The following is a 22556-nucleotide window of genomic DNA, read 5'->3' as shown; positions in this document are numbered from 1 at the left end:
CGGTATGCCGCGAGCCACGGCCACCCCGGCCACCGTCGGGGAGCTGTTCGTCCAGGGCCGGGCGGCCAACGTGGAGGGTCGGCCTGCGGAGGGGGAGCGACTGCTCCGCCGCGCCCTGGCCCTGCTCCGGGAGGAGTGGCCGGCGCGGGTGGCCGGGCTGGCGTCCATGGGCGCGGGTGACGCCGCCGCCGACGAGGCCGAGGTGCGGCTGCTGCTGTCGTTGAGCACCTCGCTCGTGCAGCGGCACGGCACCGCCAGCGCTCTGGAGGTGGCGGGCCGGGCGTTGGAGCTGGCCGAGGGGCTGGAGCCCGACCTGAGTGTCGTCCTGGTCGCGAAGTGCCGCCTGCAGCTGGCCATGATCAACGGGCGGACGGGCCACCCGGGCGCGGCCCTGGCGCACCTCGAGCACGCCCTGGCGTCCGTGGACCGGCTGGGACCGGCCGACCGGTTCGAGCTGCTGCTGTCGCGCGGCGCGGTGCGGGCCGAGGGGCCGGACCCGGCGCGCGCGGAGGACGACTTCGCCGAGGCGGCGCGCATCGCCCACGAGCACGACCTGCGGGTGCAGGAGTTCATGGCTCGGCACAACCTGGCGCAGACGGTCGCCCTCTCGGGGGACCTGCCGCGGGCCCTGCGGCTCTACCGGGACATCGAGCGGCTGGGGCAGGGGGCCTCGGCGGCGGTGGCGCTGCACGGCCGGTCCCGGACGCTGCTCGACGCCGGTCTCGTCGACGAGGCCCGCGAGCTGCTCCTGCGGGCGTCCGCGGAGGCCGAGCGCACCGGGCAGCGTCTGGTCGCCGGGGAGATCGAGGGCGACCTGGCGATGGCCGAGCTGGTCGAGGGCCGGCACGACGCCGCGGCCGAGGTGGCCCTGCGGGCCCGACGCCTGCTGCAGCACCGTGCGCCCGGCCTGCACCGGCGCGCCGAGCTGGTGCTGCTCGACGCCCGTCGGCGGCGTGGCGGCCGCTCCGCCGACGTCGCCCGCCGGGGGCGGGTGCTCGTCGAGGCGTTCGACGCCGAGGGCGACCACGTCGCCGCGGACCTGGCCCGGCTCGTCGTGGCCGAGACCGAGGTGGAGCGCGGCCGGACGGAGGAGGCGGTGCGGCTGCTGCGCGCCACCGCGGACCTCACGCACGTCGGCTCGCTGAGCACCCGGCTGCGGGCGCGCGGGGTGCTGGCCGGGGCCGCGCGGGACGCGCAGGACCCCCCGACGGCCCGTCGCCACCTGCGGGCCGCGCTGGCCGACCTGACCGAGACGGTCGCCGGCAGCTCGAGCCTGGAGCTGCGCGCCGCGACCCACCTCTACGCGCAGGACCTGGCCCGGCTCGACCTGGCCGTCGCCCCACCCGCGCCTCGCGAGACGCTGCTGGCGGTCGAGCGCTGGCGCGAGGCCGCGAGCAGGTCCCCGGCCGTCCTGCCGCCGGACGACCCCGAGCTGGCCCGGCGGACGACGGTGCTGCGCCACCTGCGGCAGCAGGTGCGGGACGACCTGGGGCGGGCCCACCGGCTGCGGGCCCGGGTCCGCGAGCTGGAGCGGTCGGTCGCCACACTGTCCTGGTCCGCCCCCGGCCAGGGCGCCCCACGGGGCATGGTCACCCGGGACGACCTCGCCCGGTCCCTGGGGCGGCTGGCCGAGCGGGACACCTCCCTCGTGTGCCTCCTCGAGTCCGAGGGTCGGCTCCGCGCCGTGGCCGGCCCGGCCCGCCGCCTGCGCGACGTCGACCTCGGTCCGCTGGCGCCGGTGCTCGAGGAGGCCCGGGTCCTCGCCGCCGACCTCGAGACCGGCGCCCGGGCCTGCGGCGGACCGATGGAGGAGACGCTGCAGCGCTCGCTGCAGCGGTCCTCGCTGGCCCTGGACGAGCGGGTGCTGCGCCCGCTGCGCCTCGAGGGCCGGGTGCTCGTCGTGCCCACGCCCGGGCTGGCGTCGGTGCCGTGGGGGCTGCTGCCCAGCCGCCGCGGCCAGCCGACCCCGGTCTCGCCCAGCGTCACGGGCTGGGCCAGGGGGAGCACCGAGGTGGCCGATCCCCTGGTGGCCGCCCTGGCCGGGCCCGGGCTGGGCCGGGGGGCCGAGGAGGTCGACCGGGTGGCGGCGGTGTGGCCCCGGGGCCGGTCGGTCCACGACACCAGTGCCTCGGACCTCGCGGGCGCGCTGGGGCAGCACGACCTCGTCCACGTCGCCGCCCACGGACGGCACCGTGACGACAGCCCGCTGTTCTCCTCGCTCTGGCTCACCGACGGGCCCTACTTCCTCGCCGACCTGGAGCGCCAGCCCCGGCACGCCTCCCACGTCGTCCTGTCGGCCTGCGACTCCGGCCGGTCCCGCCACCGCGGTGGCTCGGCGGCCCTCGGGCTGGCGGCGGGGCTGCTCTGGCTGGGGGTCGCGAGCGTGGTCGCCGCCCCCTGCCGGATCCCCGACGAGGTGGCCGCCGACCACCTGCCCCGCTACCACGAGCTGCTCGCCCGGGGCCTGGCCGCGGACGAGGCGCTCGGCCGGGCCGCGGTCGACGCGCACCCGCTCGCGGGCGCCTTCGTGGCGTGGGGGGCGCCGTGGCGTGCCACGCCGGTCGGTCGGTGACGCTGCGTACGATGCCGGGGTGAGCACCGCGCGCGTCCCCCGAGGGTCCACCCTGCTGGGGCGGGACCTCGCGATCGACCTGGGCACGACCACGACGCAGGTGCACGTGCAGGGGCGCGGGGTCGTCCTCGACGAGCCGACGCTGGTGGCCGTCGACACCTCCACCGGCCGGCTGGTCGCGGCCGGGGCCGGCGCCCACGAGATGCTGGGGCGGACCCCGGAGCGGGTCCTCACCCTGCGGCCCCTCTCCGACGGCGTCATCACCGACGCGGAGGTCACCGAGCAGCTGCTGCGCCACTTCGTCGAGCGGGTGCGGCCCACCCGGCTGGTCCGCCCCCGCACCGTGGTCTGCGTGCCCAGCGGGGTCACCGCGGTCGAGCGGCGGGCGCTCGAGGACGCCGCCATGCGTTGCGGCGCGCGCCGGGTCTTCGTCGTCGAGGAGGCGATGGCCGCGGCGATCGGGGCCGGCCTGCCCGTCGACAGCGCAGCCGCGAGCATGGTGGTCGACCTGGGCGGCGGGACCACCGACGTCGCCGTCATCAGCCTGGGCGGGGTGGTCAACGCGCGCAGCCTGCGGGTCGGGGGGGACGAGGTGGACGAGGCGGTCGCGCACGGGGTGCGCCAGGAGCACGACCTGCTGCTGGGGGAGCGGTCCGCGGAGCAGATCAAGCAGCAGGTGGGCGCGGTCTGGCCGCTGGCGACCGAGCGCACCACCCGGGTGCGGGGGCGCGACCTGGCCTCGGGGCTGCCGCGCACCGTCGAGCTGGGCAGCGAGGAGGTGCGCCGCATGATCGAGCCGGTGACCGCGCAGGTCGTCGAGGCGGTGCGGGCCGTGCTGGACGTCTGCCCGCCGGAGCTGTCCGGTGACCTGCTCGACACCGGCGTCACCCTGACCGGCGGCGGCGCCCTGCTCCGGGGCTGGACCGAGCGGCTGCGGCACGAGCTCGGGGTGCCGGTCCGGCTCGCCGAGGACCCCCAGCACGCGGTCATCCGGGGCGCCGGCATCTGCGTCGACGACATGGGGGCGCTGCGGCAGGTGCTGACCCGCCAGCCCGCGCTCCAGGCATGAGCGGTATGCCGCGTCGCACCACCCTGCTCGCCGTGCTCCTCACCGGGGCGAGCGCCGCCGTCCTCGTGGTCGACCTCGCCCGGCCCGGTCTCGCGGCTCCGGTGCGGGCGGGTGCCGCCGCGGCGCTCGCGCCGGTGCAGGAGGCCCTCGCCGGCTGGGACGACGGCCGGGTGGCCGAGCTCACCGCCGAGCGCGACGCCCTCGCCGCGGAGGTCGACCGGCTGCGCGAGCAGGCCCAGGACGCCGCCGAGCTGCAGCAGCTGGCCCGCTCGAGCACCGTCGCCGCGGTGGACCGGACCCTCCTGCCCGCCCGGGTGGTCGCCTTCGCGCCCGGGTCCTCCCCGGTGGGCGGCCGGACGGTGACCATCGACGTGGGGAGCACGGACGGCGTCCTGCCCGACCAGACCGTCGTGGCCGTCGACGGGCTCGTCGGCCGGGTGCTGCGGGTGGCGCCGACCAGCGCCGACGTCCTGCTCCTGGGCGATCCCCAGGTGGTCGTCGGGGTGCGCTTCGGCGAGGAGGGTGCGCTCGGCGACGTGCAGGCCGACGCCGCCCCCGGGCTGCCGGCGCGCGGGCACGGGCAGCTCACCCTGACCGCGCTCGGCGACACGGCCGTCGAGACCGGAGCCCGGGTGGAGACGCTGGGCAGCCCGGACGACGTCCCCTACGCGGCCGGCATACCCCTGGGCCGGGTCGTGTCCGTCGACCCGGACCGCGGCCAGCTCGGCCGCACGGCGGTCGTGGAGCCCTTCGTGGACACCGACACCCTCGACCTGGTGGCGGTCGTGCTGCGGGAGGAGCCGTGATCCGGGTCCTGGGTCCGCTGGTCCGCGCGGTGCTGCTGCTGGCCGCCGCGCTGCTCCCGAGCGCCTGGCCGGCCGGTCTGGCCCGGCCCGACCTCGTGCTCCTCGTCGTGGCGGGCGTGGCGCTGCTCCACCCGCCCCGGGTCGGTCTGCTCGTCGGGCTGGCCGGTGGGTGGCTCGTCGACGTCGTGCCCCCCGGTGCCGCGCCGCTGGGGGCCAGCGCGCTCGCCTACGCCGCCGTCGGCCTGGGGCTGGGCGCGGTTCGCCGGCAGCTCGTGCTCTCCCCGGTGCTGCCCTGGCTCGCGACCGCGGCCGCGGCCGCCCTGGTCCTCGGCGCGCGCGGGGTCAGCGCCGCGGCCGGCGTGGGCCGCGCCCTGCCGGGAGAGCTGGCCTGGACCCTGGGCGTGACGATGCTCGTGGCCGTCGTCGTCCTCCCGCTGGTGATGGGGCTGGAGCGGTGGATGACCCGGCGGGGGTGGGCGTGAGCACCGGCCCGGTCCCGGGCCGCGGTCGGGCCGTCACCCGTGTCCCGCGTCCCGCCCTCAGCCCCCGTCGGGTGCGCCGCCGTCGCTCCACCCGCGCCCTCTGGGCCGCGCTGGTGGCCGTGCTGGCCCTCGGTGGCGTGCTCGTGGGGCGGCTCGGGCAGATGCAGCTGGGCCAGCACGAGGAGCTCGCGGTGCAGGCCGCCGAGGTGAGCACGCGGGAGATCCTCACCCCGGCCCTGCGCGGGCGGGTGCTGGCCGCCGACGGCACCCCCGTGGTGGCCAACGCGGCGAGCTCGGTCGTCACGGTGGACCCCCAGGTGCTGCTGGAGTCCGACGACGGGGGCGCCGCCCTGGTGTCCTCGGTGGCCGCGGCCCTGCGCCGGCCGCAGGAGGAGCTGTGGGGCCGCACCCGGCTGTGCGGCACGCAGGACGCGCCGCCCGTGCCGTTCTGCTTCTCCGGCTCGCCCTACCTGCCGGTCCCCCTCGTCTACGACGTCGACCCGGTGGACGCGCTGGCCCTGCTGGAACGACCGGAGAGCTACCCCGGCATCGAGGTGCAGAGCCTCCCCGTGCGCGACTACCCCGCCCCGGAGGGGGTCAACGCGGCCCATCTCGTCGGCTACCTCGGCCGGCCGACCCAGGAGGAGGTCGACGCCTCCGAGGGCGCCCTCGACGCCCAGGCGTGGCTGGGCCGGGCCGGGCTGGAGGCGGTCTACGACGCGGGGCTGCGCGGCATACCGGGTCGCACCACCCTCACCGTCGACCCGCGTGGGGTGGTCACCGGCACCCTGGAGGACACCGACCCCGTCCAGGGGTCCGACCTGCGCACCCACCTCGACGTCCGCGTCCAGGCGGCCAGCGAGCAGGCCCTCGTCGAGGCGGTGCGGGCCGCACGCCGGGCCGGCGCGCCGGCGACGAGCGGGGCCGCCGTCGTGCTCCGTCCCGACACCGGGGCCGTGCTCGCCGCGGCCAGCTTCCCCACCTACGACCCGGGCGTGTGGAGCCGCGGCGTCAGCGCCGGCGAGTACGCCCGGCTGCTGGACCCCGACCGGGGCGCGCCCCTGGTCAACCGGGTGGTCGGGGAGACCTACCCCCCGGCGTCGACGTTCAAGGTCGTCACCCTGCCCGCCGCCCTGCAGACCGGCATCGACCCCGAGGGGGAGTACGCCTGCCCCGGCGCCGTCTCCATCGCCGGCCAGCGGTTCACCAACTACGAGTCCGAGGCCTACGGCGAGATCGGCCTGCGTCGCGTCCTCGAGGTCTCGTGCGACACGACCTTCTACCGCTGGGCCTACGACCACTGGCGCGACCTGCAGGACGCCGGCGCGGACGCCGACGCGCGGGACCGCTTCCTCGCCGTGGCACGGGGGTTCGGGCTCGGGCGGCGGACGGGGGTGGACGTGCCCGGTGAGGAGGCCGGCACGCTGCCGTCGCGGCAGTGGAAGCAGGACTACTGGGAGAGCACCCGGGAGGACGTCTGCCGACGTGCCGACGAGGGCTACCCGGAGGTGGAGGACGAGGAGCGACGGGAGTTCCTCGAGCAGCTGGCGCAGGAGAACTGCGTCGACGGCGCCCGGTGGCGCCCCGGCGACGCGGTGAACTTCTCCATCGGCCAGGGCGACGTCGCGACGACCCCGCTGCAGATGGCCGTGGTCTACGCCGCGGTCGCCAACGGGGGACGCCTGGTCACGCCCCAGGTGGCCGACGCGCTGGTGCGCCCGGACGGCACCGTGGTGGAGGAGCTCGCCGCGCCGGAGCAGGGCCGGGTCTCGCTGGACGACGACACGTGGCGCATCGTGCGGGAGGGGCTCGAGGGCGTCGTCACCGAGGGCACGGGCGCGGCGGCCTTCGCCGGCTGGCCGTCCGAGGACTACCCCCTGGCTGGCAAGACCGGGTCGGCGGAGTCCTTCGGCCGGCAGGCCACCTCGTGGTTCGCCTCCTACGGCCCGGCCGACGAGCCGGAGTACGTCGTGCTCGTCGTCGTCGAGGAGGGCGGCATCGGGTCCGACGTCGCCGCCCCGGCGGTGCGACAGATCTGGGAGACCCTCCGGGAGGTGGAGCCGTGATCCGCGACGCCCGACCCACCGACGCCGGTGCCTGCGCGGCGATCTACGCGCCCTACGTCACCGGCACCGCCGTCACCTTCGAGACCGAGCCGCCCGGCGCGGAGGAGCTCGAACGGCGCATCGCCGCCGCGCAGCGGGCCCACGCGTGGCTCGTCACCGAGAGGGACGGTCAGGTGCTCGGGTATGCCTACGCCGGCAGCTACCGCGCCCGCAGCGCCTACGCGCGCACGGCCGAGACGAGCATCTACCTCGCGCCGCACGCCGCCGGGCAGGGCCTCGGCCGCCCGCTCTACACGGCGCTGCTCGACCGGCTGCGCGAGCTGGGCTACGGCACGGCGGTCGCCGGCTCCACCCCGCCGAACCCCGGGAGCGCGGCCCTGCACCGGGCGCTGGGCTTCCGTCAGGTCGGGGCCTTCACCCGGGTGGGCCGCAAGTTCGGCCGGTGGCACGGGTGCGACTGGTGGGAGCTGGCCCTGCAGGAGGACGTCGAGGAGCCCGGGAGCGCCGGGCAGGGGGGCCAGCGGTTGCCGTAGGGTCGACCCGTGAGCGAACCGACCTCCACCGACCCGATCAGCCCCGAGTTGCGCGCCGACGTCCGACGCGTCTCGACCCTCCTGGGCCAGTCCCTCGTGCGCCACCACGGGCCGGACCTGCTCGACGCGGTCGAGCAGGTCCGGCTCGCGACCAAGGCCAGCAAGGAGGGTGACGAGGAGGCCGCCGCCCAGGTCCGCCAGGTGCTGGCCGAGCTGCCGCTGGACGAGGCGACCGACCTGGTCCGCGCGTTCTCGGCATACTTCCACCTGGCGAATGCCGCCGAGCAGGTGCACCGGGTGCGGACGCACGCCGCCCGACCGGAGCGGGAGGGGTGGCTGACCTCGGCGGTGCGCGACATCGTCGACGCCGGAGGGCGCGAGCTGCTGGCCGACAGCGTCACCGAGCTCGACGTGCGCCCGGTCTTCACCGCGCACCCCACCGAGGCCTCCCGGCGCAGCGTCCTCACCAAGATCCGGCACCTGTCGGACCTGCTCGCGACCCCGACCGAGCCGGACACCCTGGCGCGCCGCCGCCAGGACCGCGACCTCGGCGAGCTGGTCGACCTCATCTGGCAGACCGACGAGCTGCGGCAGAACCGTCCGACGCCCATGGACGAGGCCCGCAACGCGATGTACTACCTCGACGAGGTGCTGACCACGACGATGCCCGCCCTGCTGGGGCACCTCGCCGACCTGCTGGCCGAGCACGACGTGAGCCTGGACCCCGGCCGCGCGCCCGTCCGGTTCGGGAGCTGGATCGGCGGCGACCGCGACGGCAACCCCTACGTCACCCCGGCCGTCACCCGGGAGGTGCTGCGGCTGCAGGGCACCCACGCCATCACGGTGGCGCTCACCCTCGTCGACCTGCTCATCTCGCAGATCTCGTCCTCGACCGTGGTCGTCGACGTGGAGGAGGAGCTCATGGCCTCGGTGCGCGAGGACCTCGCGCACCTGCCCGGGCTGGACAAACGGGTGCTGGAGCTCAACGCCCAGGAGCCGTACCGCCTCAAGCTGACCTGCGTGCGGGCCAAGCTGCTCAACACGCGCCGCCGCTTCGACGCGGGGACCGCGCACGAGGAGGGTCGCGACTACGCCTCCGTCGAGGAGATCGTGGCCGACCTGCGGGTGGTGGCCGACTCGCTGCGCCGGCACGGGGGGGACCTCGTCGCCGACGGGCGGCTGGCTCATGCCACCCGCACCATCGCGTCCACCGGGCTGCACCTCGCGACCCTGGACGTGCGTGAGCACTCCGAGAAGCATCACGAGACGCTCGCGCCCATGCTCGACGCGGCCGGGGCCGCGGGTGAGCAGGGGTATGCCTCGCTCGAGCGGCAGCAGCGCCTCGAGCTGCTCGGGGAGGAGCTCGGCTCGCGCCGCCCGTTGCTCACCCGCGCCGCCCCGCGGGTGCAGACGCTGGCGGTCTTCGACGAGATCAGGGAGGCCCTGGCCACCTACGGCCCGGACGTCGTGGAGACCTACATCATCTCGATGACCCAGGGGCCGGACGACGTCCTCGCGGCCGCGGTGCTGGCTCGTGAGGCCGGGCTGGTCGACCTGCACGGCGACACCGGTGGGGAGGGTGCCTTCGCGCTCATCGGCTTCGCGCCGCTGCTGGAGACCATCGACGAGCTGCGCGGCGCGGCCGAGCTGGTGGACGCCATGCTGTCCACGCCGGCATACCGGGAGCTGGTCCGGCTGCGCGGGGACGTGCAGGAGGTCATGCTCGGCTACTCCGACTCCAACAAGCAGGCCGGGGTGCTGACCAGCCAGTGGGGCATCCACCGGGCGCAGCGGGCGCTGCGCGACGTCGCCGCCCGGCACGGGGTGCGGCTGCGGCTGTTCCACGGTCGCGGGGGCTCGGTCGGTCGCGGCGGCGGCCCGACCTACGACGCGATCCTGGCCCAGCCGAACGGCGTGCTCGAGGGCGAGATCAAGTTCACCGAGCAGGGCGAGGTCATCTCCGACAAGTACTCCCTGCCGGCGCTGGCGCAGGAGAACCTCGAGCTGTCGATGGCCGCGGTGCTCCGCGCCTCCGCCCTGCACCGGGACCCGCGGACCACCGCCGAGGAGCGGACCCGGTACGGCGCGGTGATGGACATCGCGAGCGACGCCGCCTTCGCGGCATACCGCCGGCTCATCGACGACGAGGATCTGCCGGACTACTTCGTCGCGGCCACCCCGGTCGACCAGCTCGGCGCGCTGAACATCGGGTCGCGCCCGAGCAAGCGCCCGGACACCGGGAAGGGGCTGGACGGGCTGCGGGCCATCCCGTGGGTGTTCGGCTGGACCCAGACGCGGCAGATCATCCCGGGCTGGTTCGGGGTCGGGTCGGGGCTGCGGGCGGCGCGGGAGGCGGGCCACGAGGCCGAGCTCGGCGAGATGCTGGCCCACTGGCACTTCTTCCGCTCGGTCCTCTCCAACGTCGAGATGACGCTGGCCAAGACCGACCTCGAGATCGCGGCGCACTACGTCGACACGCTGGTCCCGCAGGAGCTGCGGCACATCTTCGAGACCATCCGGGCCGAGTTCGAGCTGACCGTGACCGAGCTCAAGCGGCTCACCGGTGAGGAGCACCTGCTCGACGACCAGCCGGTGCTCAAGCGCACGCTGGCGGTGCGGGACAACTACCTCGACCCCATCTCCTACCTGCAGGTCGAGCTGCTGCGCCGGCTGCGTGAGCGCCCGGCGGAGGAGGGCGACGCGGGCGCGGCCGCGGAAGAGGTGGACGAGCTGCAGCGGGCGCTGCTCGTCACCGTCAACGGGGTGGCCGCCGGCCTGCGCAACACCGGCTGAGGCTCGAGTCCCACCCGGCGTCGGCTGACGGGGCCTGCGCAGCACCGTGCGAGGTGCTCTGAGCGGTCCCGGTCGTCGGGGCTGCGTGGCGGGGGCCGGCGGGCACCTGAGAGCATCAGCCCATGCCCGAGGGTCACACGCTGCACCGCCTGGCTCGCTCGCTCGACGACGCTTTCGGCGGCACCGCGCCCGCGGTCACCAGCCCCCAGGGGCGGTTCGCCGAGGGGGCCGCGCAGCTGGACGGGTCCGTGCTGGAGCGCTCGTGGGCGCACGGCAAGCTGCTCTTCGTCGACTTCGCCGGTGGCCGGACGCTCTACGTGCACCTCGGCCTCATCGGCAAGTGGTTCGTCCTGCCCGTGGAGCCGGCGGGGCAGGAGCCCCCGGCGACCGGGCAGGTGCGCCTGCGCCTGCTCTCCGAGACGCGCGTCGCGGACCTGCGCGGCCCCATGGCCTGCCAGGTCGTGGACGAGGCGGAGGTCGACCGGCTGGTCCTGCGGCAGGGACCCGACCCGCTGCAGCCGGTGAGCGACCTCAACGACCCGGACGCGGCATACCCCACGATCACGCGCTCGGGCAAGACCGTGGCCGAGCTGCTCATGGACCAGACCGTGCTCGCGGGGGTCGGCAACATCTACCGCTGCGAGGTGCTGTGGCGCCACCGGCTGCACCCGCTGCGGCCGGGGAAGACGCTCAAGCGCGCGTCGTGGCAGCTCATCTGGGACGACCTCGTGCGGCTCATGCCGCTCGGGGTGCGCACGGGCACCATCATCACGCTCGACGACGTGCTGGAGGACACCGCCGCGGCCCTCCACCGGGGTGAGGAGCCCGTGGTGCCCCGCGAGTTCGCGGTCTACAAGCGCACCGGCCAGCCCTGCCTGCGCTGCGGATCCACCGTCCGGCACAAGGTGCTCGCCGGCCGCAACCTCTTCTGGTGCGGCAACTGCCAGCGCCGCACCTGACAGCCCCCGGCCCCCCGCCCCCCGCCCCCGGGCCCCGCCCCCGCCCCCGGCGGCGCCCTGCCCCGAGTGCCCGGGTGCCCACCCGTCCGAGCGCACCTGAGCAGAGAAGAGTGCTCGGAGCAGGTGCTGCAACCCCTGCCTGGCACGCCCTTCTCTGCTCAGGTTCTCGCCGGTGCACCGTTCTCTGCCCAGGTTCCCGTCCGGTTCTGGTGCCTGTGGACAAGTCCGGCCCGAGCCGTCGCGGCACGGCAGGCTGGGCCCATGGGGGAGGACAGGATGGACGAGCGGGTGCGTCGGCTGCTGGAGGCGCACCCGGACGGGCTCACCACGGCTGACCTGCACCGTGCCGGCGTGTCTGACACGGTCATCAGGAGCCAGGTCGCCGCGGGGGTGCTCCTGCGCCTGCGCCGGGAGGTCCTCGTCGACCGGCAGGTGTGGGAGGCCTCGCCCCCGTGGGAGCGGCACCGCCTGCGGGCGCTCGCGGTCGCCGGCTCGCTGACCTCTCTGGGCACCGACCCTGGGCGGGTCGCTCTCAGCCACCGCAGCGCGCTGGTGGTGCAGGGTCTGGACGTGCACGGACGCGACGACGAGGTCCACGCGAGCCGCGTGGGCTGCGGCCGTGGGCATCGCTCCGGAGGCCTGTGGGTGCACGCCCCGGTGCCGGCGGAGCAGGTCACCGAGGAGGACGGTATGCCGGTGGTCCGGCCCGCCCTCGCCTGTCTCCAGGAGGCCGTCGTCCACGGCGCCGAGTGCGGGCTGGTCGCGGCGGACTCGGCCCTGCGGGTCGGCGCGGCCACCCGGGACGAGCTCAGCTCCGCGGTCGACCTGTCGTGCCTGCGGCGTGACCGGCCGGCAGCGCGTCTGGTGGCCGACCTGGCCGACGGCAGCCGGGAGAGCGCCGGGGAGTCACGCACGGCCTGGCTGCTGCACCTGCTGGACATCGCGGTGGAGTGCCAGGTCGAGATCCACGACCCCGCCGGCTGGCTGGTGGCGCGCTCGGACTTCCGGGTCCGGGGCACGAACGTCCTGATCGAGTTCGACGGCCGGGTGAAGTACGACGACCGCGACGTGCTCGTGGCTGAGAAGCTGCGCGAGGACCGGCTCAGGGAGCTGGGCTACGAGGTCGTGCGGCTCACGTGGGCAGACCTGGCCAAGCCGGGGCTCGTGCGGGCCAAGATCCGCGAGGCCCTCCAGCGCGCGTCCCTCCGCCATCCGGCCTGAGCCCCGGCACCCTGCCCAGACCTGAGCCTCCCGCCCCGCAGGGACCTGAGCAGAGAAGAGTGGCCCAGACAGGTGCAGCAACCTGCGTGCCGGGCACATTTCTCTGCTCAGGTGGCCCATGGGGAGCGGCGTCATTCCTGAGCAGAGAAAGGTGGCCCAGGCATGGGTAGTAGCTCAGGTGTCGGGCACTTTTCTCTGCTCAGGTCCGAGGGGTGAGGCTGGGCCGGGGGAGCCGGCCGACGAGCCGGGCCGGGCAGAGCCGGGGCCGGGCCGGGCGGAGCAGGCAGCGGCCCACCAGCGGGGTGGCTCAGCGCTCGAAGACCTGGGCGGCCCAGCGGTAGCGGGTGGGCGACCCGTCCTCGCGGGTGCTGTCCGGATCGCCCAGGATCATCCCGAGCAGCTCCCGGGGGGAGGGGTAGTCGTCGCCGAGCGCGGCGAGGTACTCCCGATGGGCCTCCAGCGAGGCCACCCCCCGCTCGAACGTGCTGGTCACGTCGACCTCGTGGGTGGGGGTGTGGCCCGCGGACGAGGCGATCCAGCGCACGCCGTCCCACGGCTCGTGGCCCTCGGTGACCAGCTCGGGGAAGATCCACCGGTTGCCGGCGGCCGCGACGGCGTCGATGGTGCTCAGCCCGACCGCGCGGTGGTCGGCCTGGTTGAGGCCGCCGCCCGGGAAGGTCTCCGCGTGGGTGAGGGTCGTCACGACCTCGGGGCGGACGTCGCGGATGACCCGTGCCAGCTCACGGCGCAGCCTGAGGTCGGCCTCGAGGACGCCGTCGGAGAACCCCTCGAGGAACAGCACCTCCTCGACGCCGACCTCGCGGGCGCCGTCGCGCTCCTCCTGCTCGCGCAGCGGGCCGGCCTCGGAGGGGGCCATGGTGGCGATCCCCGCCTCGCCGCGGGTGACGAGGAGGTAGGTGACGTCCTTGCCCTCCTCGGTCCACCGGGCCACCGCGGCGGCGGTGCCGTACTCCAGGTCGTCGGGGTGCGCGACGACGCACAGCGCTCGCTGCCAGTCGTCCGGGAAGGTCGTGAGGCTCATGACAGCATCTCTAGCACGGCGCGCTCCAGGTCGCGCGTCCTCGCCGCCGGGGAGCGGTGCCGCCGGCGTGCCGCCTCGGCGATGGTGGTGCCTTCCTCGTAGAGGTCGATGACCCGCGGGTCGATGTAGGAGTTCCGGGCGATCGTGGGGGTGTTCCCGAGGTATGCCGACACCTCCTCCACCGCCGACCGCACCGCCCGGCGTCGCGAGGCGCTCGTGTCACCCTGCTCCTCGGTCAGCGCCAGGGAGGTCGCGGCGAGCACGGTCGCGTGCCAGGTGCGGAAGTCCTTGGCCGTCAGCTCCCCGCCCAGCAGCTCGTCGAGGTAGGCGTTCACCGCCGCGGCGTCCAGGTCGACCCAGCGCCGCCCGTCCTGGTAGGCCAGCAGCCGTGCCCCCGAGCGGCGCCGGCGCATCCGGTCCAGCGCGGCGATGACGTCCCGGTCGTCGATCTGCACCCGGTGCTCCACCCCCGACTTGCCGACGAAGGAGAAGAGCAGCACCTCGCCCCGGGCCCGCACGTGCCGGCGCTCCAGCGTGGTCAGTCCGAAGCTGCCGTGGGCGTCGGTGTAGACGTCGCTGCCGATGCGGAAGTAGCCCAGGTCGAGCAGGCGCACCGCGACCGCCTCGGCGCGCTGCACCGGCATACCCTCCAGCGCGAGGTCGCGGGTGATCCGCCTGCGCGCCGCCGGCAGCCGGGCGGCGGCCTTGAGGACCCGCTCGAACTTGAGCTTGTCCCGCTGCTCGCGCCAGGCCGGGTGGTAGAGGTACTGACGCCGACCCGCGTCGTCGGTGCCGACCGCCTGCAGGTGCCCGGACGGGTGCGGGCAGATCCACACGTCCTTCCACGCCGGCGGGATGACCAGCGCCTTGACCCGCGCGACCTCCTCGGCGCCGAGCCGCCGGCCCTGCGCATCGAGGTAGGAGAACCCCTTCCCGGAGCGCCGGCGGGTCCAGCCTGGGGTGGCGGGGGAGACGGTGCGCAGCCGGGGCATCTGCTCAGATTAGGGTGCTCCGGCGCGCGCTGATAACCTGGAACGTGCCGTCATGACGGCCGCGGATCGAGAGTGCCCCGGTGAACAGGCCCGGGTTGGCGCCGCGCAACAACACGAAGGAGTCGCCCATGGCGATCGAGACTGCCACGAAGCAGGACATCATCAAGGAGTACGCCACGACCGAGGGCGACACCGGTTCGCCCGAGGTGCAGGTCGCGCTCCTGACCGCCCGCATCCGCGAGCTCACCGAGCACGCCCGCGAGCACAAGCACGACCACCACAGCCGCCGCGGGCTGCTGCTCCTGGTCGGCAAGCGCAAGCGTCTGCTGCGCTACCTCGAGGACATCGACATCGAGCGCTACCGGTCGCTGATCAAGCGGCTCGGCCTGCGCCGCTGAGTCTCGCACCGAGAGCGGTTCCCGTGAGGGAGCCGCTTTCGTGCGTCAGGGGGGCGCCCACCCGCGTCCCCCGCCTGCAGGACCGACGGGCACAACGACGATGCCCGTCGCGCTGAGAGTGAAGAGAAAAGGAGGGCCCATGGAGGGTCCAGAGATCACGTTCGCCGAAGCCACGATCGACAACGGCAGCTTCGGCACCCGCACCGTCCGGTTCGAGACCGGGCGCCTGGCCAGGCAGGCCGGCGGCTCCGTCACCGCCTACCTCGACGACGAGACCATGCTGCTGTCGACCACCACGGCCGGCAAGCACCCCAAGGACCACTTCGACTTCTTCCCGCTCACGGTGGACGTCGAGGAGAAGATGTATGCCCTGGGCAAGATCCCCGGCAGCTTCTTCCGGCGTGAGGGTCGTCCGTCGACGGACGCCGTCCTCACCTGCCGGCTCATCGACCGCCCGCTGCGCCCGACCTTCGCCAAGGGGCTGCGCAACGAGGTCCAGGTCGTCATCACGGTGCTGTCCCTCGACCCCGAGCACCAGTACGACGTGCTCGCCATCAACGCCGCGTCCGCGTCCACCCAGATCTCGGGCCTGCCGTTCAGCGGCCCCATCGGTGGCGTGCGCATCTCCCTCATCGACGGCCAGTGGGTCGCGTTCCCGAACTTCTCCGACGCCGAGCGCTCGACCTTCGACATGGTCGTCGCCGGGCGGGTCGTCGACGGTGACGACGTGGCCATCATGATGGTCGAGGCCGAGTCCACCGAGGCGACCTGGGACCTGGTGAAGTCCGAGGGCAAGCAGGCCCCGACCGAGGAGGTCGTGGCCCAGGGCCTCGAGGAGTCCAAGAAGTTCATCAAGGCCCTCTGCGAGGCGCAGGCCCAGCTCGCCCAGGGCTCCGCCAAGGAGGTCCAGGAGTTCCCGCGCTTCCTCGACTACGAGGACGACGCCTACGCCGCCGTCGAGGAGGCCACCAGCGGTGACCTCGCCACGGCGCTGCAGATCGCGGGCAAGGCCGAGCGCGACGACCGCGTCGACGAGATCAAGGCCGCCATGATGACCCGGCTGGCCGGCGATGACGCCGCGTCGGACGCCGCCTTCGCCGGTCGTGAGAAGGAGCTGTCCGCGGCCTACCGCGCCGTGCAGAAGAAGCTCATCCGTGAGCGCATCCTGCGCGACGAGGTCCGCATCGACGGCCGCGGCCTCAAGGACATCCGCGCGCTGTCCGCCGAGGTCGAGGTCATCCCCCGGGCCCACGGCTCGGCCATCTTCGAGCGCGGCGAGACCCAGATCATGGGTGTCACCACGCTCAACATGCTGCGCATGGAGCAGCAGCTGGACACCCTCTCCCCGGTGTCCCGCAAGCGCTACATGCACAACTACAACTTCCCGCCGTTCTCCACCGGTGAGACCGGTCGCGTCGGCTCCCCGAAGCGCCGCGAGATCGGCCACGGCGCGCTCGCCGAGCGGGCGCTCATGCCGGTGCTGCCGACGCGCGAGGAGTTCCCCTACGCCATCCGGCAGGTCTCCGAGGCGCTGGGCTCCAACGGCTCCACCTCGATGGGCTCGGTCTGCGCGTCCACGATGTCCCTGCTCAACGCCGGTGTGCCGCTGCGCGCGCCGGTCGCGGGCATTGCCATGGGCCTGGTCTCGGCCGAGGTCGAGGGCTCGACGCGGTATGCCGCGCTGACCGACATCCTCGGTGCCGAGGACGCCTTCGGCGACATGGACTTCAAGGTCGCCGGGACGCGGGAGTTCGTCACCGCCATCCAGCTGGACACCAAGCTCGACGGCATCCCCGCCGACGTGCTCGCCGGGGCGCTCACCCAGGCCCGGGACGCCCGGATGCACATCCTCGACGTCATGAACGAGGCCATCGACGCCCCGGACGAGATGAGCCCCTACGCCCCGCGCGTCATCTCGGTGCGCGTGCCGGTGGACAAGATCGGTGAGGTCATCGGCCCGAAGGGCAAGATGATCAACCAGATCCAGGAGGACACCGGCGCCGACATCTCCATCGAGGACGACGGCACGGTCTACATCGGCGCGACCGACGGCCCGTCGGCCGAGGCCGCGCGGGCGGCGATCAACGCGATCGCCAACCCGCAGATGCCGGAGGTCGGCGAGCGCTTCCTCGGGACCGTGGTGAAGACGACGACCTTCGGGGCGTTCATCTCGCTGCTCCCCGGCAAGGACGGGCTGCTGCACATCTCCGAGATCCGCAAGCTCGTCGGTGGCAAGCGCATCGACGCGGTCGAGGACGTGCTCGGCGTGGGCCAGAAGGTCCAGGTCGAGCTCAAGGAGATCGACCCGCGCGGCAAGCTCTCGCTCGCCGCGGTCGTCGCCGAGGAGCAGGCCGCCGCGTCCGCACCGGCGGCGGAGTCCGCCGCGCCGGTCGCCGAGCCCGTGGCCGAGCCCGTGGCCGACGCCCCGGTCGCCGAGCCCGTCGCCGACGCTCCGGTGGTGGAGACGGCCGCCGAGCCGGCCGACGAGGAGGCGACCAGCACCGAGGAGTCCGGTGACGCCCAGGAGGGCGGCGACCGGCCCCGTCGTCAGCGTCGCCGTCGTGGCGGCCGTGGCCGCGGGAGCAACGGCAACGGCTCCGAGGGTGGCGACAGCGGCTCCGACGAGGGCTGACCCGCACCTCGCGAGACGCACCGCATGACGAAGGGCGGGCCCGGTCGGGCCCGCCCTTCGTCATGTCCGGTGTGCGCCTGGTCAGGCGACCGAGGCTGTGCGCCTGGTCAGGCGACCGAGGCTGTGCGCCTGGTCAGGCGACCGAGGCGCGGCGCCGGATCTGCGGCGCCGGGGCGCCGACGTGCCAGCGCATCTCCATGCGGGTGCGGCCGGTCGCATCGGTCACCGGGACCCAGGTGAGCGCCCGGGTCGGTCGCGTGGTCCGGAGTGGGCGAACAGTCGCCATGGGGGCCACCTCCTTCGAGGTCTTCGGGGTATGTCGTTCATCTTCTGTTCACCAAGAGTACCCCAAGCCGACGCGAAAGTGAACGGTAGGTGAACGGGCGTGGCGTGACGGGGCACGGCGAGGTGCCGACGGTGCGGCCGGCTGGCTGGCGCAGGGTGCTCGCGACCCGGCGAGGCGCGGTCCGGCTGAGGTCAGCCGGGTGGACGGGTCGGCGACGACGGCACGGCGGGGCCGTGCGTGCTCCGGTGCACGAACTCCTCCAGCGGTCCGCGTCGACCGCTGGCCGCCAGCAGGGCGCCCGCGACCAGGGCCAGCAGGCCGTGCAGCACGAGCCCGGTGCTCGTCTCCCGGGCCAGGGGCCCCTGGTCGCCCAGCGGGGTCGCCAGCACGAGCACGTGGGCGACGTAGAGGGTCAGCGTCGCGCGACCCGCCCCCGCCAGCACCGACCACGGCAGCGCGGCGGTGGCCCGGACGAGGGCGAGACAGCCGCCGAGCACCAGCAGCGCGGTGCCCGTGGTGTGCGCGAGGTCGACCACGCTGCCGCTGTGCGGGGCCCAGACCCCCAGCCACCAGGCGCTCCCCTCCGGGTGGGTGCCGTAGAACCCCGTCCGCCGGTCGGCGTCGAGCACCGGCCAGGCATCGGCAGCGAGGCCCGCGCTCTCGAGCAGCGCCGCCCGCACCTGCTCCGAGCGCAGGAGCAGCCCCGAGACGCCGAGCGCGAGGGCGGCGAGGCCCGCACCACCCAGGACCAGTGAGCCCGTGACAGTGCGGTCCGCGCCGTCGCGGGCCTGCAGCCACCTCCCGACTGCCAGCCCGGCGAAGAGGTACGTCGCCCAGGTCAGCACCGGGTAGTACCCGGTGACGAGCAGCTCGGTGAGGAGCTGGACCGGGCCGACGACGAGGAGGGACGCCACCGAGGGCACGGCGAGGGTGGGGCCAGGCAACGCCTGGCGCACGAGCAGGCTGACGAGCGGGCTGAGCAGCCCCCAGCCCAGGGCGAGCCAGGCCAGCGGCCGTGCCCGCCACTGCAGCACCGGCAGCGCGCAGCAGAAGAGCAGCCCGTAGTAGGTGAGGATGACCGCGATCCCCGAGCCGGGGAGGCCGACGAGCAGGCCCAGCCCGGCGATGAGCGCCGAGCGCACCAGCAGCCGCCGCCGGTGCAGGCGCGGGTCGGCCCGGACCGCCGAGAGCGGGGCCGCCAGCGCGATGCTCACGCCCGCCAGGACCGCGAAGAGGGCCGAGGACCGGCCCGCGACGAGCTGGAACAGCCAGCTCACCCCGCCCGGGCCGTCGCCCTCGTGCGTGGCCAGGTGCGCAGCGAACATGCCCAGCAGCGCGAGCGTGCGCGCCAGGTCGATCCCCACCAGCCTGCGGGTCGTCGTCATGGACGGCTCAGGCCCATGTGACCAGGCGCACCTCGCGGACGGTCCGCCCGTCGTCACCGACGATCCGGTCCCGCCACGCGCCGTCCGGCTCGAACCCGGCCTCCTGCAGGAACGCCCGGGTGTGCCCGGCCTCGGCGAGCACCCACGTCGCGACGGCCTCGAGCTCGTCGTAGGCGGCGCGCAGGGTGTCCACCGCCGCGTTGAGCAGGCGCGATCCGTGGCCGGCGGCCCGGGCCTCGGGGTGGACCCCGCCGTCGAGCAGCAGGGCGCTGGTGTCCGCGGGGAGCCCCGGCTCGTCGTCGGCCGGGCCGACCGCGACATACCCCGTCACCTGGGGGCCCGCGCACGCCACGAGCAGGCGGTGGCGCGGCGTCGGGGGGTGTTCCAGCGACTGCCTCCACGCGGCGGCGAACCGGGGTCCGGTCAGCGCGTCCAGGACGTCCTGGTCCAGCACGTCGGCGAGCTCGTGCTGCCAGACGAAGGCCTGGACGAGGCCCACGGCGGGGGCGTCGTTGGGTCGCGCGGTGCGCACGCTGGCGTCGGCGGCCGGGGGCTGCTCGTGCTGATGGCTCACCGACCCAGTCTCGCACCGACCCGCATGTTACAGATTCACCGTCATATGACGGCGGTTCCGTTATACAGACGGGCTGTTCTCTGGCACACTGGAGAGATGTACGGCAACGACTTCGGCCAGGCGGACGCCCCGGGCGGCCGCGCCACCACGCCGCACCCCCTCAACGCGGCCGAGACGCCGGACTACACCGACGCGCTCGCCGCCTACTTCGACGGCCTCATCGAGGAGGACCAGCGGGTCGAGCCGCGCGACGCCATGCCGGAGGCATACCGCAAGACGCTGATCCGTCAGATGGCCCAGCACGCGCACTCGGAGATCATCGGGATGCAGCCCGAGGCCAACTGGATCACCCGCGCCCCCTCGCTGCGGCGCAAGGCGATCCTCATGGCCAAGGTGCAGGACGAGGCGGGGCACGGGCTCTACCTCTACTCCGCGGCCGAGACCCTCGGGGTGGACCGGTCCGAGCTGCTCGACAAGCTGCACTCCGGCCAGCAGAAGTACTCCTCGATCTTCAACTACCCCACCCTGACCTGGGCCGACGCCGGCGCCATCGGGTGGCTGGTGGACGGTGCCGCCATCATGAACCAGGTGCCGCTGTGCCGATGCTCCTACGGCCCCTACGCCCGGGCGATGATCCGGGTGTGCAAGGAGGAGTCGTTCCACCAGCGGCAGGGCTTCGAGATCCTGTGGACGCTGTCGCGCGGGACCGAGGAGCAGAAGGCGATGGCCCAGGACGCCGCGGACCGGTGGTGGTGGCCGGCGCTGCAGATGTTCGGCCCGCCGGACACCGGCGAGCAGGCCAGCGGCGGGCATACCGCGCAGAGCATGGCCTGGGGCATCAAGCGCTTCTCCAACGACGACCTGCGGCAGAAGTTCGTCGACATGACCGTGCCGCAGGCGCAGAAGCTCGGCATCACCCTGCCCGACCCCGACCTCGCCTGGAACGAGGAGCGCGGCCACTGGGACTTCGGGCCCATCGACTGGGACGAGTTCTGGCGGGTGCTCAAGGGCGACGGGCCGTGCAACGAGCAGCGGATCCGCACCCGCGTGCAGGCGCACGAGGACGGCGCCTGGGTGCGTGAGGCGGCGGCGGCGTATGCCGCGAAGCAGGCCGCGCGCCAGCAGTCCGAGGCGGTCGCATGAGCTCGGCCACCTGGCCCCTGTGGGAGGTCTTCGTGCGGGCCAAGCGGGGTCTGTCGCACGTCCACGCGGGCTCGCTGCACGCGCCGGACCGTGAGATGGCGCTGCGCAACGCCCGCGACCTCTACACCCGGCGGCAGGAGGGTGTCTCGATCTGGGTCGTGGCCTCCGAGGACATCACCGCCTCCAGCCCGGACGAGCGGGACAGCTTCTTCGACCCGGCGGCCGACAAGGTGTACCGGCACCCCACGTTCTACGACGTGCCGGAGGACGTGGAGTACCTGTGAGCAGCACCGACGTCCGCCACGTCCACTACCTGCTGGGGCTCGGCGACGACGCCCTCGTGTATGCCCAGCGCCTGGGGGAGTGGCTGACCCACGCCCCGCAGATCGAGGAGGACATGGCCCTCGGCAACGTCGGGCTCGACCTCGTCGGCCAGGCCCGGTCCCTGCTCACCCGGGCCGGTGAGGTCGAGGGCGCGGACCCGCTCCGCGACGAGGACGACCTGGCGATGCTGCGCGACGAGCGCGAGTTCCGCAACGTGCAGCTCGTGGAGCAGCCGCGGGCCGACTTCGCGCACGAGATGGCGCGGCTGCTGTGGTTCTCGACCTACCAGCGCGAGCTCTACGCCGCCCTGCTCGACTCCACCGACGAGACGCTCGCCGGGATCGCCGCCAAGGCGGTCAAGGAGGTCGACTACCACCGTGACCACGCGACGCAGTGGGTCCTGCGGCTGGGGGACGGCACACCGGAGAGCCACGAGCGCATGCAGGCCGCGCTGGTCGCGGTCCACCCCTACGTCGCCGAGCTGGGGGAGGACCACGAGGCCGCCCGCTGGGCCGCCGAGCAGGGCGTCGGGGTGCTGCCCTCGAGCCTGACCGACGCGGTCAACGGCTACGTCGCCGGCGTCCTGGAGCAGGCCACGCTCACCCCGCCCGACCCACCGCGGTGGCACGCCCGGGGCGGACGCGAGGGCGTGCACTCGGAGGTCATGGGCTACCTGCTCGCGGAGATGCAGCACCTCCACCGCAGCCACCCCGGGGCCACGTGGTGAGGTCCGCCGTGCTCGACGCCGACCTGGCCGCGCAGGTGGAGCAGGACATGCGCGCGGTCCCCGATCCCGAGATCCCGGTCATCACCATCGACGACCTGGGCGTCATCCGGCAGGTCGAGACCGCCGACGTCGACGGCCGGCCCGGGATGCGCGTCACCATCACGCCCACCTACTCCGGCTGCCCCGCGATGCACGCCATGGCCGACGCCCTCGCCGAGGCCGGTCGGGCACACGGCATACCGGTCGAGGTCGTCACCCGGCTGTCTCCGGCGTGGACGACCGACTGGATGAGCGAGGAGGGCCGCGACAAGCTGCGCCGCTTCGGGATCGCGCCGCCCACGGGTGAGCGGGCGCACGCCGGGCCTCCCGGCCCGGTGCCGGTCGGGCTGCAGCTGCGGGTCGTGACCTGCCCTCAGTGCGGGTCGGACGACACCGAGGAGGTGGCCCGGTTCGGGTCGACCGCCTGCAAGGCCCTGCGCCGGTGCCTCGCGTGCCGCGAGCCGTTCGACGAGTTCAAGACGATCTAGACCCCGGGGCCCCGCCCCCGGACAC

General features: G+C 74.5%; 20 protein-coding genes. 15 read left to right on the top strand and 5 right to left on the bottom strand.

Going from position 1 to position 22556, the window contains the following annotated elements; genetic code table 11:
- The first annotated feature begins 4 nt into the window (after positions 1–4).
- The 9 genes from EUS26_RS14890 (at position 5) to EUS26_RS14850 (ending at position 12501) form a co-directional block, all read left to right on the top strand.
- On the top strand, positions 5–2572 hold the full coding sequence (locus EUS26_RS14890) for a CHAT domain-containing protein (RefSeq protein WP_130014618.1): 2568 nt from the start codon (positions 5–7) through the stop codon (positions 2570–2572).
- Positions 2573–2591: 19 nt separating this feature from the next.
- Positions 2592–3641, top strand: a complete 1050-nt coding sequence (gene mreB / locus EUS26_RS14885; RefSeq protein WP_130014617.1) for a rod shape-determining protein — start codon at positions 2592–2594, stop codon at positions 3639–3641.
- Positions 3638–4447: a rod shape-determining protein MreC gene (gene mreC / locus EUS26_RS14880; protein WP_130014616.1), complete on the top strand. Its 810-nt coding sequence runs from the start codon at positions 3638–3640 to the stop codon at positions 4445–4447. Before mreB ends, mreC begins: the two co-directional genes overlap by 4 nt.
- Positions 4444–4929 (top strand): rod shape-determining protein MreD, encoded by a 486-nt coding sequence (mreD, locus tag EUS26_RS14875; protein WP_130014615.1) that lies wholly within the window; start codon positions 4444–4446, stop codon positions 4927–4929. Before mreC ends, mreD begins: the two co-directional genes overlap by 4 nt.
- Positions 4930–5000: 71 nt before the next feature.
- Positions 5001–6995: a penicillin-binding protein 2 gene (gene mrdA / locus EUS26_RS14870; protein ID WP_238149016.1), complete on the top strand. Its 1995-nt coding sequence runs from the start codon at positions 5001–5003 to the stop codon at positions 6993–6995.
- Positions 6992–7528: a GNAT family N-acetyltransferase gene (locus EUS26_RS14865; RefSeq protein ID WP_130014613.1), complete on the top strand. Its 537-nt coding sequence runs from the start codon at positions 6992–6994 to the stop codon at positions 7526–7528. The genes mrdA and EUS26_RS14865 overlap by 4 nt, the downstream gene beginning before the upstream one ends.
- 9 nt (positions 7529–7537) lie before the next feature.
- A complete protein-coding gene (ppc, locus tag EUS26_RS14860) occupies positions 7538–10321 on the top strand; it encodes a phosphoenolpyruvate carboxylase (RefSeq protein WP_130014612.1) in 2784 nt (927 codons plus the stop codon).
- A gap of 122 nt (positions 10322–10443) precedes the next feature.
- Positions 10444–11280, top strand: a complete 837-nt coding sequence (locus EUS26_RS14855; RefSeq protein ID WP_130014611.1) for an Fpg/Nei family DNA glycosylase — start codon at positions 10444–10446, stop codon at positions 11278–11280.
- Between the two features lie 261 nt (positions 11281–11541).
- Positions 11542–12501: a type IV toxin-antitoxin system AbiEi family antitoxin domain-containing protein gene (locus tag EUS26_RS14850; protein ID WP_130014610.1), complete on the top strand. Its 960-nt coding sequence runs from the start codon at positions 11542–11544 to the stop codon at positions 12499–12501.
- 307 nt (positions 12502–12808) lie between these two features.
- Here the strand turns inward: EUS26_RS14850 and EUS26_RS14845 are convergent, their stop codons facing one another.
- Genes EUS26_RS14845 through EUS26_RS17600 form a run of 3 tightly spaced genes read right to left on the bottom strand, consistent with a single transcriptional unit; the run spans position 12809 to position 14665 of the window.
- Complete coding sequence (locus tag EUS26_RS14845; protein WP_130014609.1) at positions 12809–13543, bottom strand: PIG-L deacetylase family protein; 735 nt, start codon at positions 13541–13543, stop codon at positions 12809–12811.
- Positions 13540–14535 (bottom strand): DNA topoisomerase IB, encoded by a 996-nt coding sequence (locus tag EUS26_RS14840; protein ID WP_130014608.1) that lies wholly within the window; start codon positions 14533–14535, stop codon positions 13540–13542. The genes EUS26_RS14845 and EUS26_RS14840 overlap by 4 nt, the downstream gene beginning before the upstream one ends.
- A 4-nt stretch (positions 14536–14539) precedes the next feature.
- Positions 14540–14665 carry a hypothetical protein gene (locus EUS26_RS17600; RefSeq protein WP_272947974.1) on the bottom strand — a complete coding sequence of 42 codons (126 nt, stop codon included), beginning with the start codon at positions 14663–14665 and terminating at the stop codon, positions 14540–14542.
- On the opposite strand from EUS26_RS17600, the gene rpsO reads away from it, so the two are divergent.
- The gene (gene rpsO, locus EUS26_RS14835) at positions 14664–14933 is read left to right on the top strand and encodes a 30S ribosomal protein S15 (RefSeq protein WP_130014607.1); all 270 of its coding nucleotides are present in this window, start codon (positions 14664–14666) and stop codon (positions 14931–14933) included. The genes EUS26_RS17600 and rpsO overlap by 2 nt on opposite strands.
- Before the next feature lie 139 nt (positions 14934–15072).
- Positions 15073–17565: a polyribonucleotide nucleotidyltransferase gene (locus EUS26_RS14830; protein WP_130014606.1), complete on the top strand. Its 2493-nt coding sequence runs from the start codon at positions 15073–15075 to the stop codon at positions 17563–17565.
- 477 nt (positions 17566–18042) lie between these two features.
- Here EUS26_RS14830 and EUS26_RS14825 read toward each other — a convergent pair whose 3' ends face one another.
- Entirely contained in the window at positions 18043–19236 is a 1194-nt protein-coding gene (locus EUS26_RS14825; protein WP_130014605.1) for a heparan-alpha-glucosaminide N-acetyltransferase domain-containing protein, read from the bottom strand.
- Positions 19237–19243: 7 nt separating this feature from the next.
- Positions 19244–19810 carry a GNAT family N-acetyltransferase gene (locus EUS26_RS14820; RefSeq protein WP_130014604.1) on the bottom strand — a complete coding sequence of 189 codons (567 nt, stop codon included), beginning with the start codon at positions 19808–19810 and terminating at the stop codon, positions 19244–19246.
- Between the two features lie 96 nt (positions 19811–19906).
- On the opposite strand from EUS26_RS14820, the gene paaA reads away from it, so the two are divergent.
- The 4 genes from paaA to paaD are packed head-to-tail and all read left to right on the top strand — an operon-like array spanning position 19907 to position 22531.
- Positions 19907–20953 carry a 1,2-phenylacetyl-CoA epoxidase subunit PaaA gene (gene paaA / locus EUS26_RS14815; RefSeq protein ID WP_130014603.1) on the top strand — a complete coding sequence of 349 codons (1047 nt, stop codon included), beginning with the start codon at positions 19907–19909 and terminating at the stop codon, positions 20951–20953.
- Positions 20950–21237 carry a 1,2-phenylacetyl-CoA epoxidase subunit PaaB gene (paaB, locus tag EUS26_RS14810; protein ID WP_130014602.1) on the top strand — a complete coding sequence of 96 codons (288 nt, stop codon included), beginning with the start codon at positions 20950–20952 and terminating at the stop codon, positions 21235–21237. The genes paaA and paaB overlap by 4 nt, the downstream gene beginning before the upstream one ends.
- Positions 21234–22004 (top strand): 1,2-phenylacetyl-CoA epoxidase subunit PaaC, encoded by a 771-nt coding sequence (paaC, locus tag EUS26_RS14805; RefSeq protein ID WP_130014601.1) that lies wholly within the window; start codon positions 21234–21236, stop codon positions 22002–22004. The genes paaB and paaC overlap by 4 nt, the downstream gene beginning before the upstream one ends.
- Positions 21998–22531, top strand: a complete 534-nt coding sequence (paaD, locus tag EUS26_RS14800) for a 1,2-phenylacetyl-CoA epoxidase subunit PaaD (RefSeq protein ID WP_420330021.1) — start codon at positions 21998–22000, stop codon at positions 22529–22531. The genes paaC and paaD overlap by 7 nt, the downstream gene beginning before the upstream one ends.
- The last annotated feature ends 25 nt before the right edge of the window (positions 22532–22556 follow it).

The sequence above is a fragment of the Serinicoccus sediminis genome (assembly GCF_004153545.1).
Lineage (GTDB): Bacteria > Actinomycetota > Actinomycetes > Actinomycetales > Dermatophilaceae > Ornithinicoccus > Ornithinicoccus sediminis_A.
The sequence above is the reverse complement of the archived record's forward strand: the minus strand, read 5'-3'. Positions and strand labels throughout refer to the sequence as shown.

Coding starts and splice junctions, on each gene's coding strand:
- mreC (WP_130014616.1), top strand. CDS start 3,638: ATGAGCGGTATGCCGCGTCGCACCACCCTGCTCGCCGTGCTCCTCACC.
- EUS26_RS14890 (WP_130014618.1), top strand. CDS start 5: ATGCCGCGAGCCACGGCCACCCCGGCCACCGTCGGGGAGCTGTTCGTC.
- rpsO (WP_130014607.1), top strand. CDS start 14,664: ATGGCGATCGAGACTGCCACGAAGCAGGACATCATCAAGGAGTACGCC.
- EUS26_RS14855 (WP_130014611.1), top strand. CDS start 10,444: ATGCCCGAGGGTCACACGCTGCACCGCCTGGCTCGCTCGCTCGACGAC.
- EUS26_RS14850 (WP_130014610.1), top strand. CDS start 11,542: ATGGGGGAGGACAGGATGGACGAGCGGGTGCGTCGGCTGCTGGAGGCG.
- EUS26_RS14830 (WP_130014606.1), top strand. CDS start 15,073: ATGGAGGGTCCAGAGATCACGTTCGCCGAAGCCACGATCGACAACGGC.
- paaB (WP_130014602.1), top strand. CDS start 20,950: ATGAGCTCGGCCACCTGGCCCCTGTGGGAGGTCTTCGTGCGGGCCAAG.
- EUS26_RS14840 (WP_130014608.1), bottom strand. CDS start 14,535: ATGCCCCGGCTGCGCACCGTCTCCCCCGCCACCCCAGGCTGGACCCGC.
- EUS26_RS14845 (WP_130014609.1), bottom strand. CDS start 13,543: ATGAGCCTCACGACCTTCCCGGACGACTGGCAGCGAGCGCTGTGCGTC.
- EUS26_RS14825 (WP_130014605.1), bottom strand. CDS start 19,236: ATGACGACGACCCGCAGGCTGGTGGGGATCGACCTGGCGCGCACGCTC.
- paaA (WP_130014603.1), top strand. CDS start 19,907: ATGTACGGCAACGACTTCGGCCAGGCGGACGCCCCGGGCGGCCGCGCC.
- EUS26_RS17600 (WP_272947974.1), bottom strand. CDS start 14,665: ATGGGCGACTCCTTCGTGTTGTTGCGCGGCGCCAACCCGGGCCTGTTC.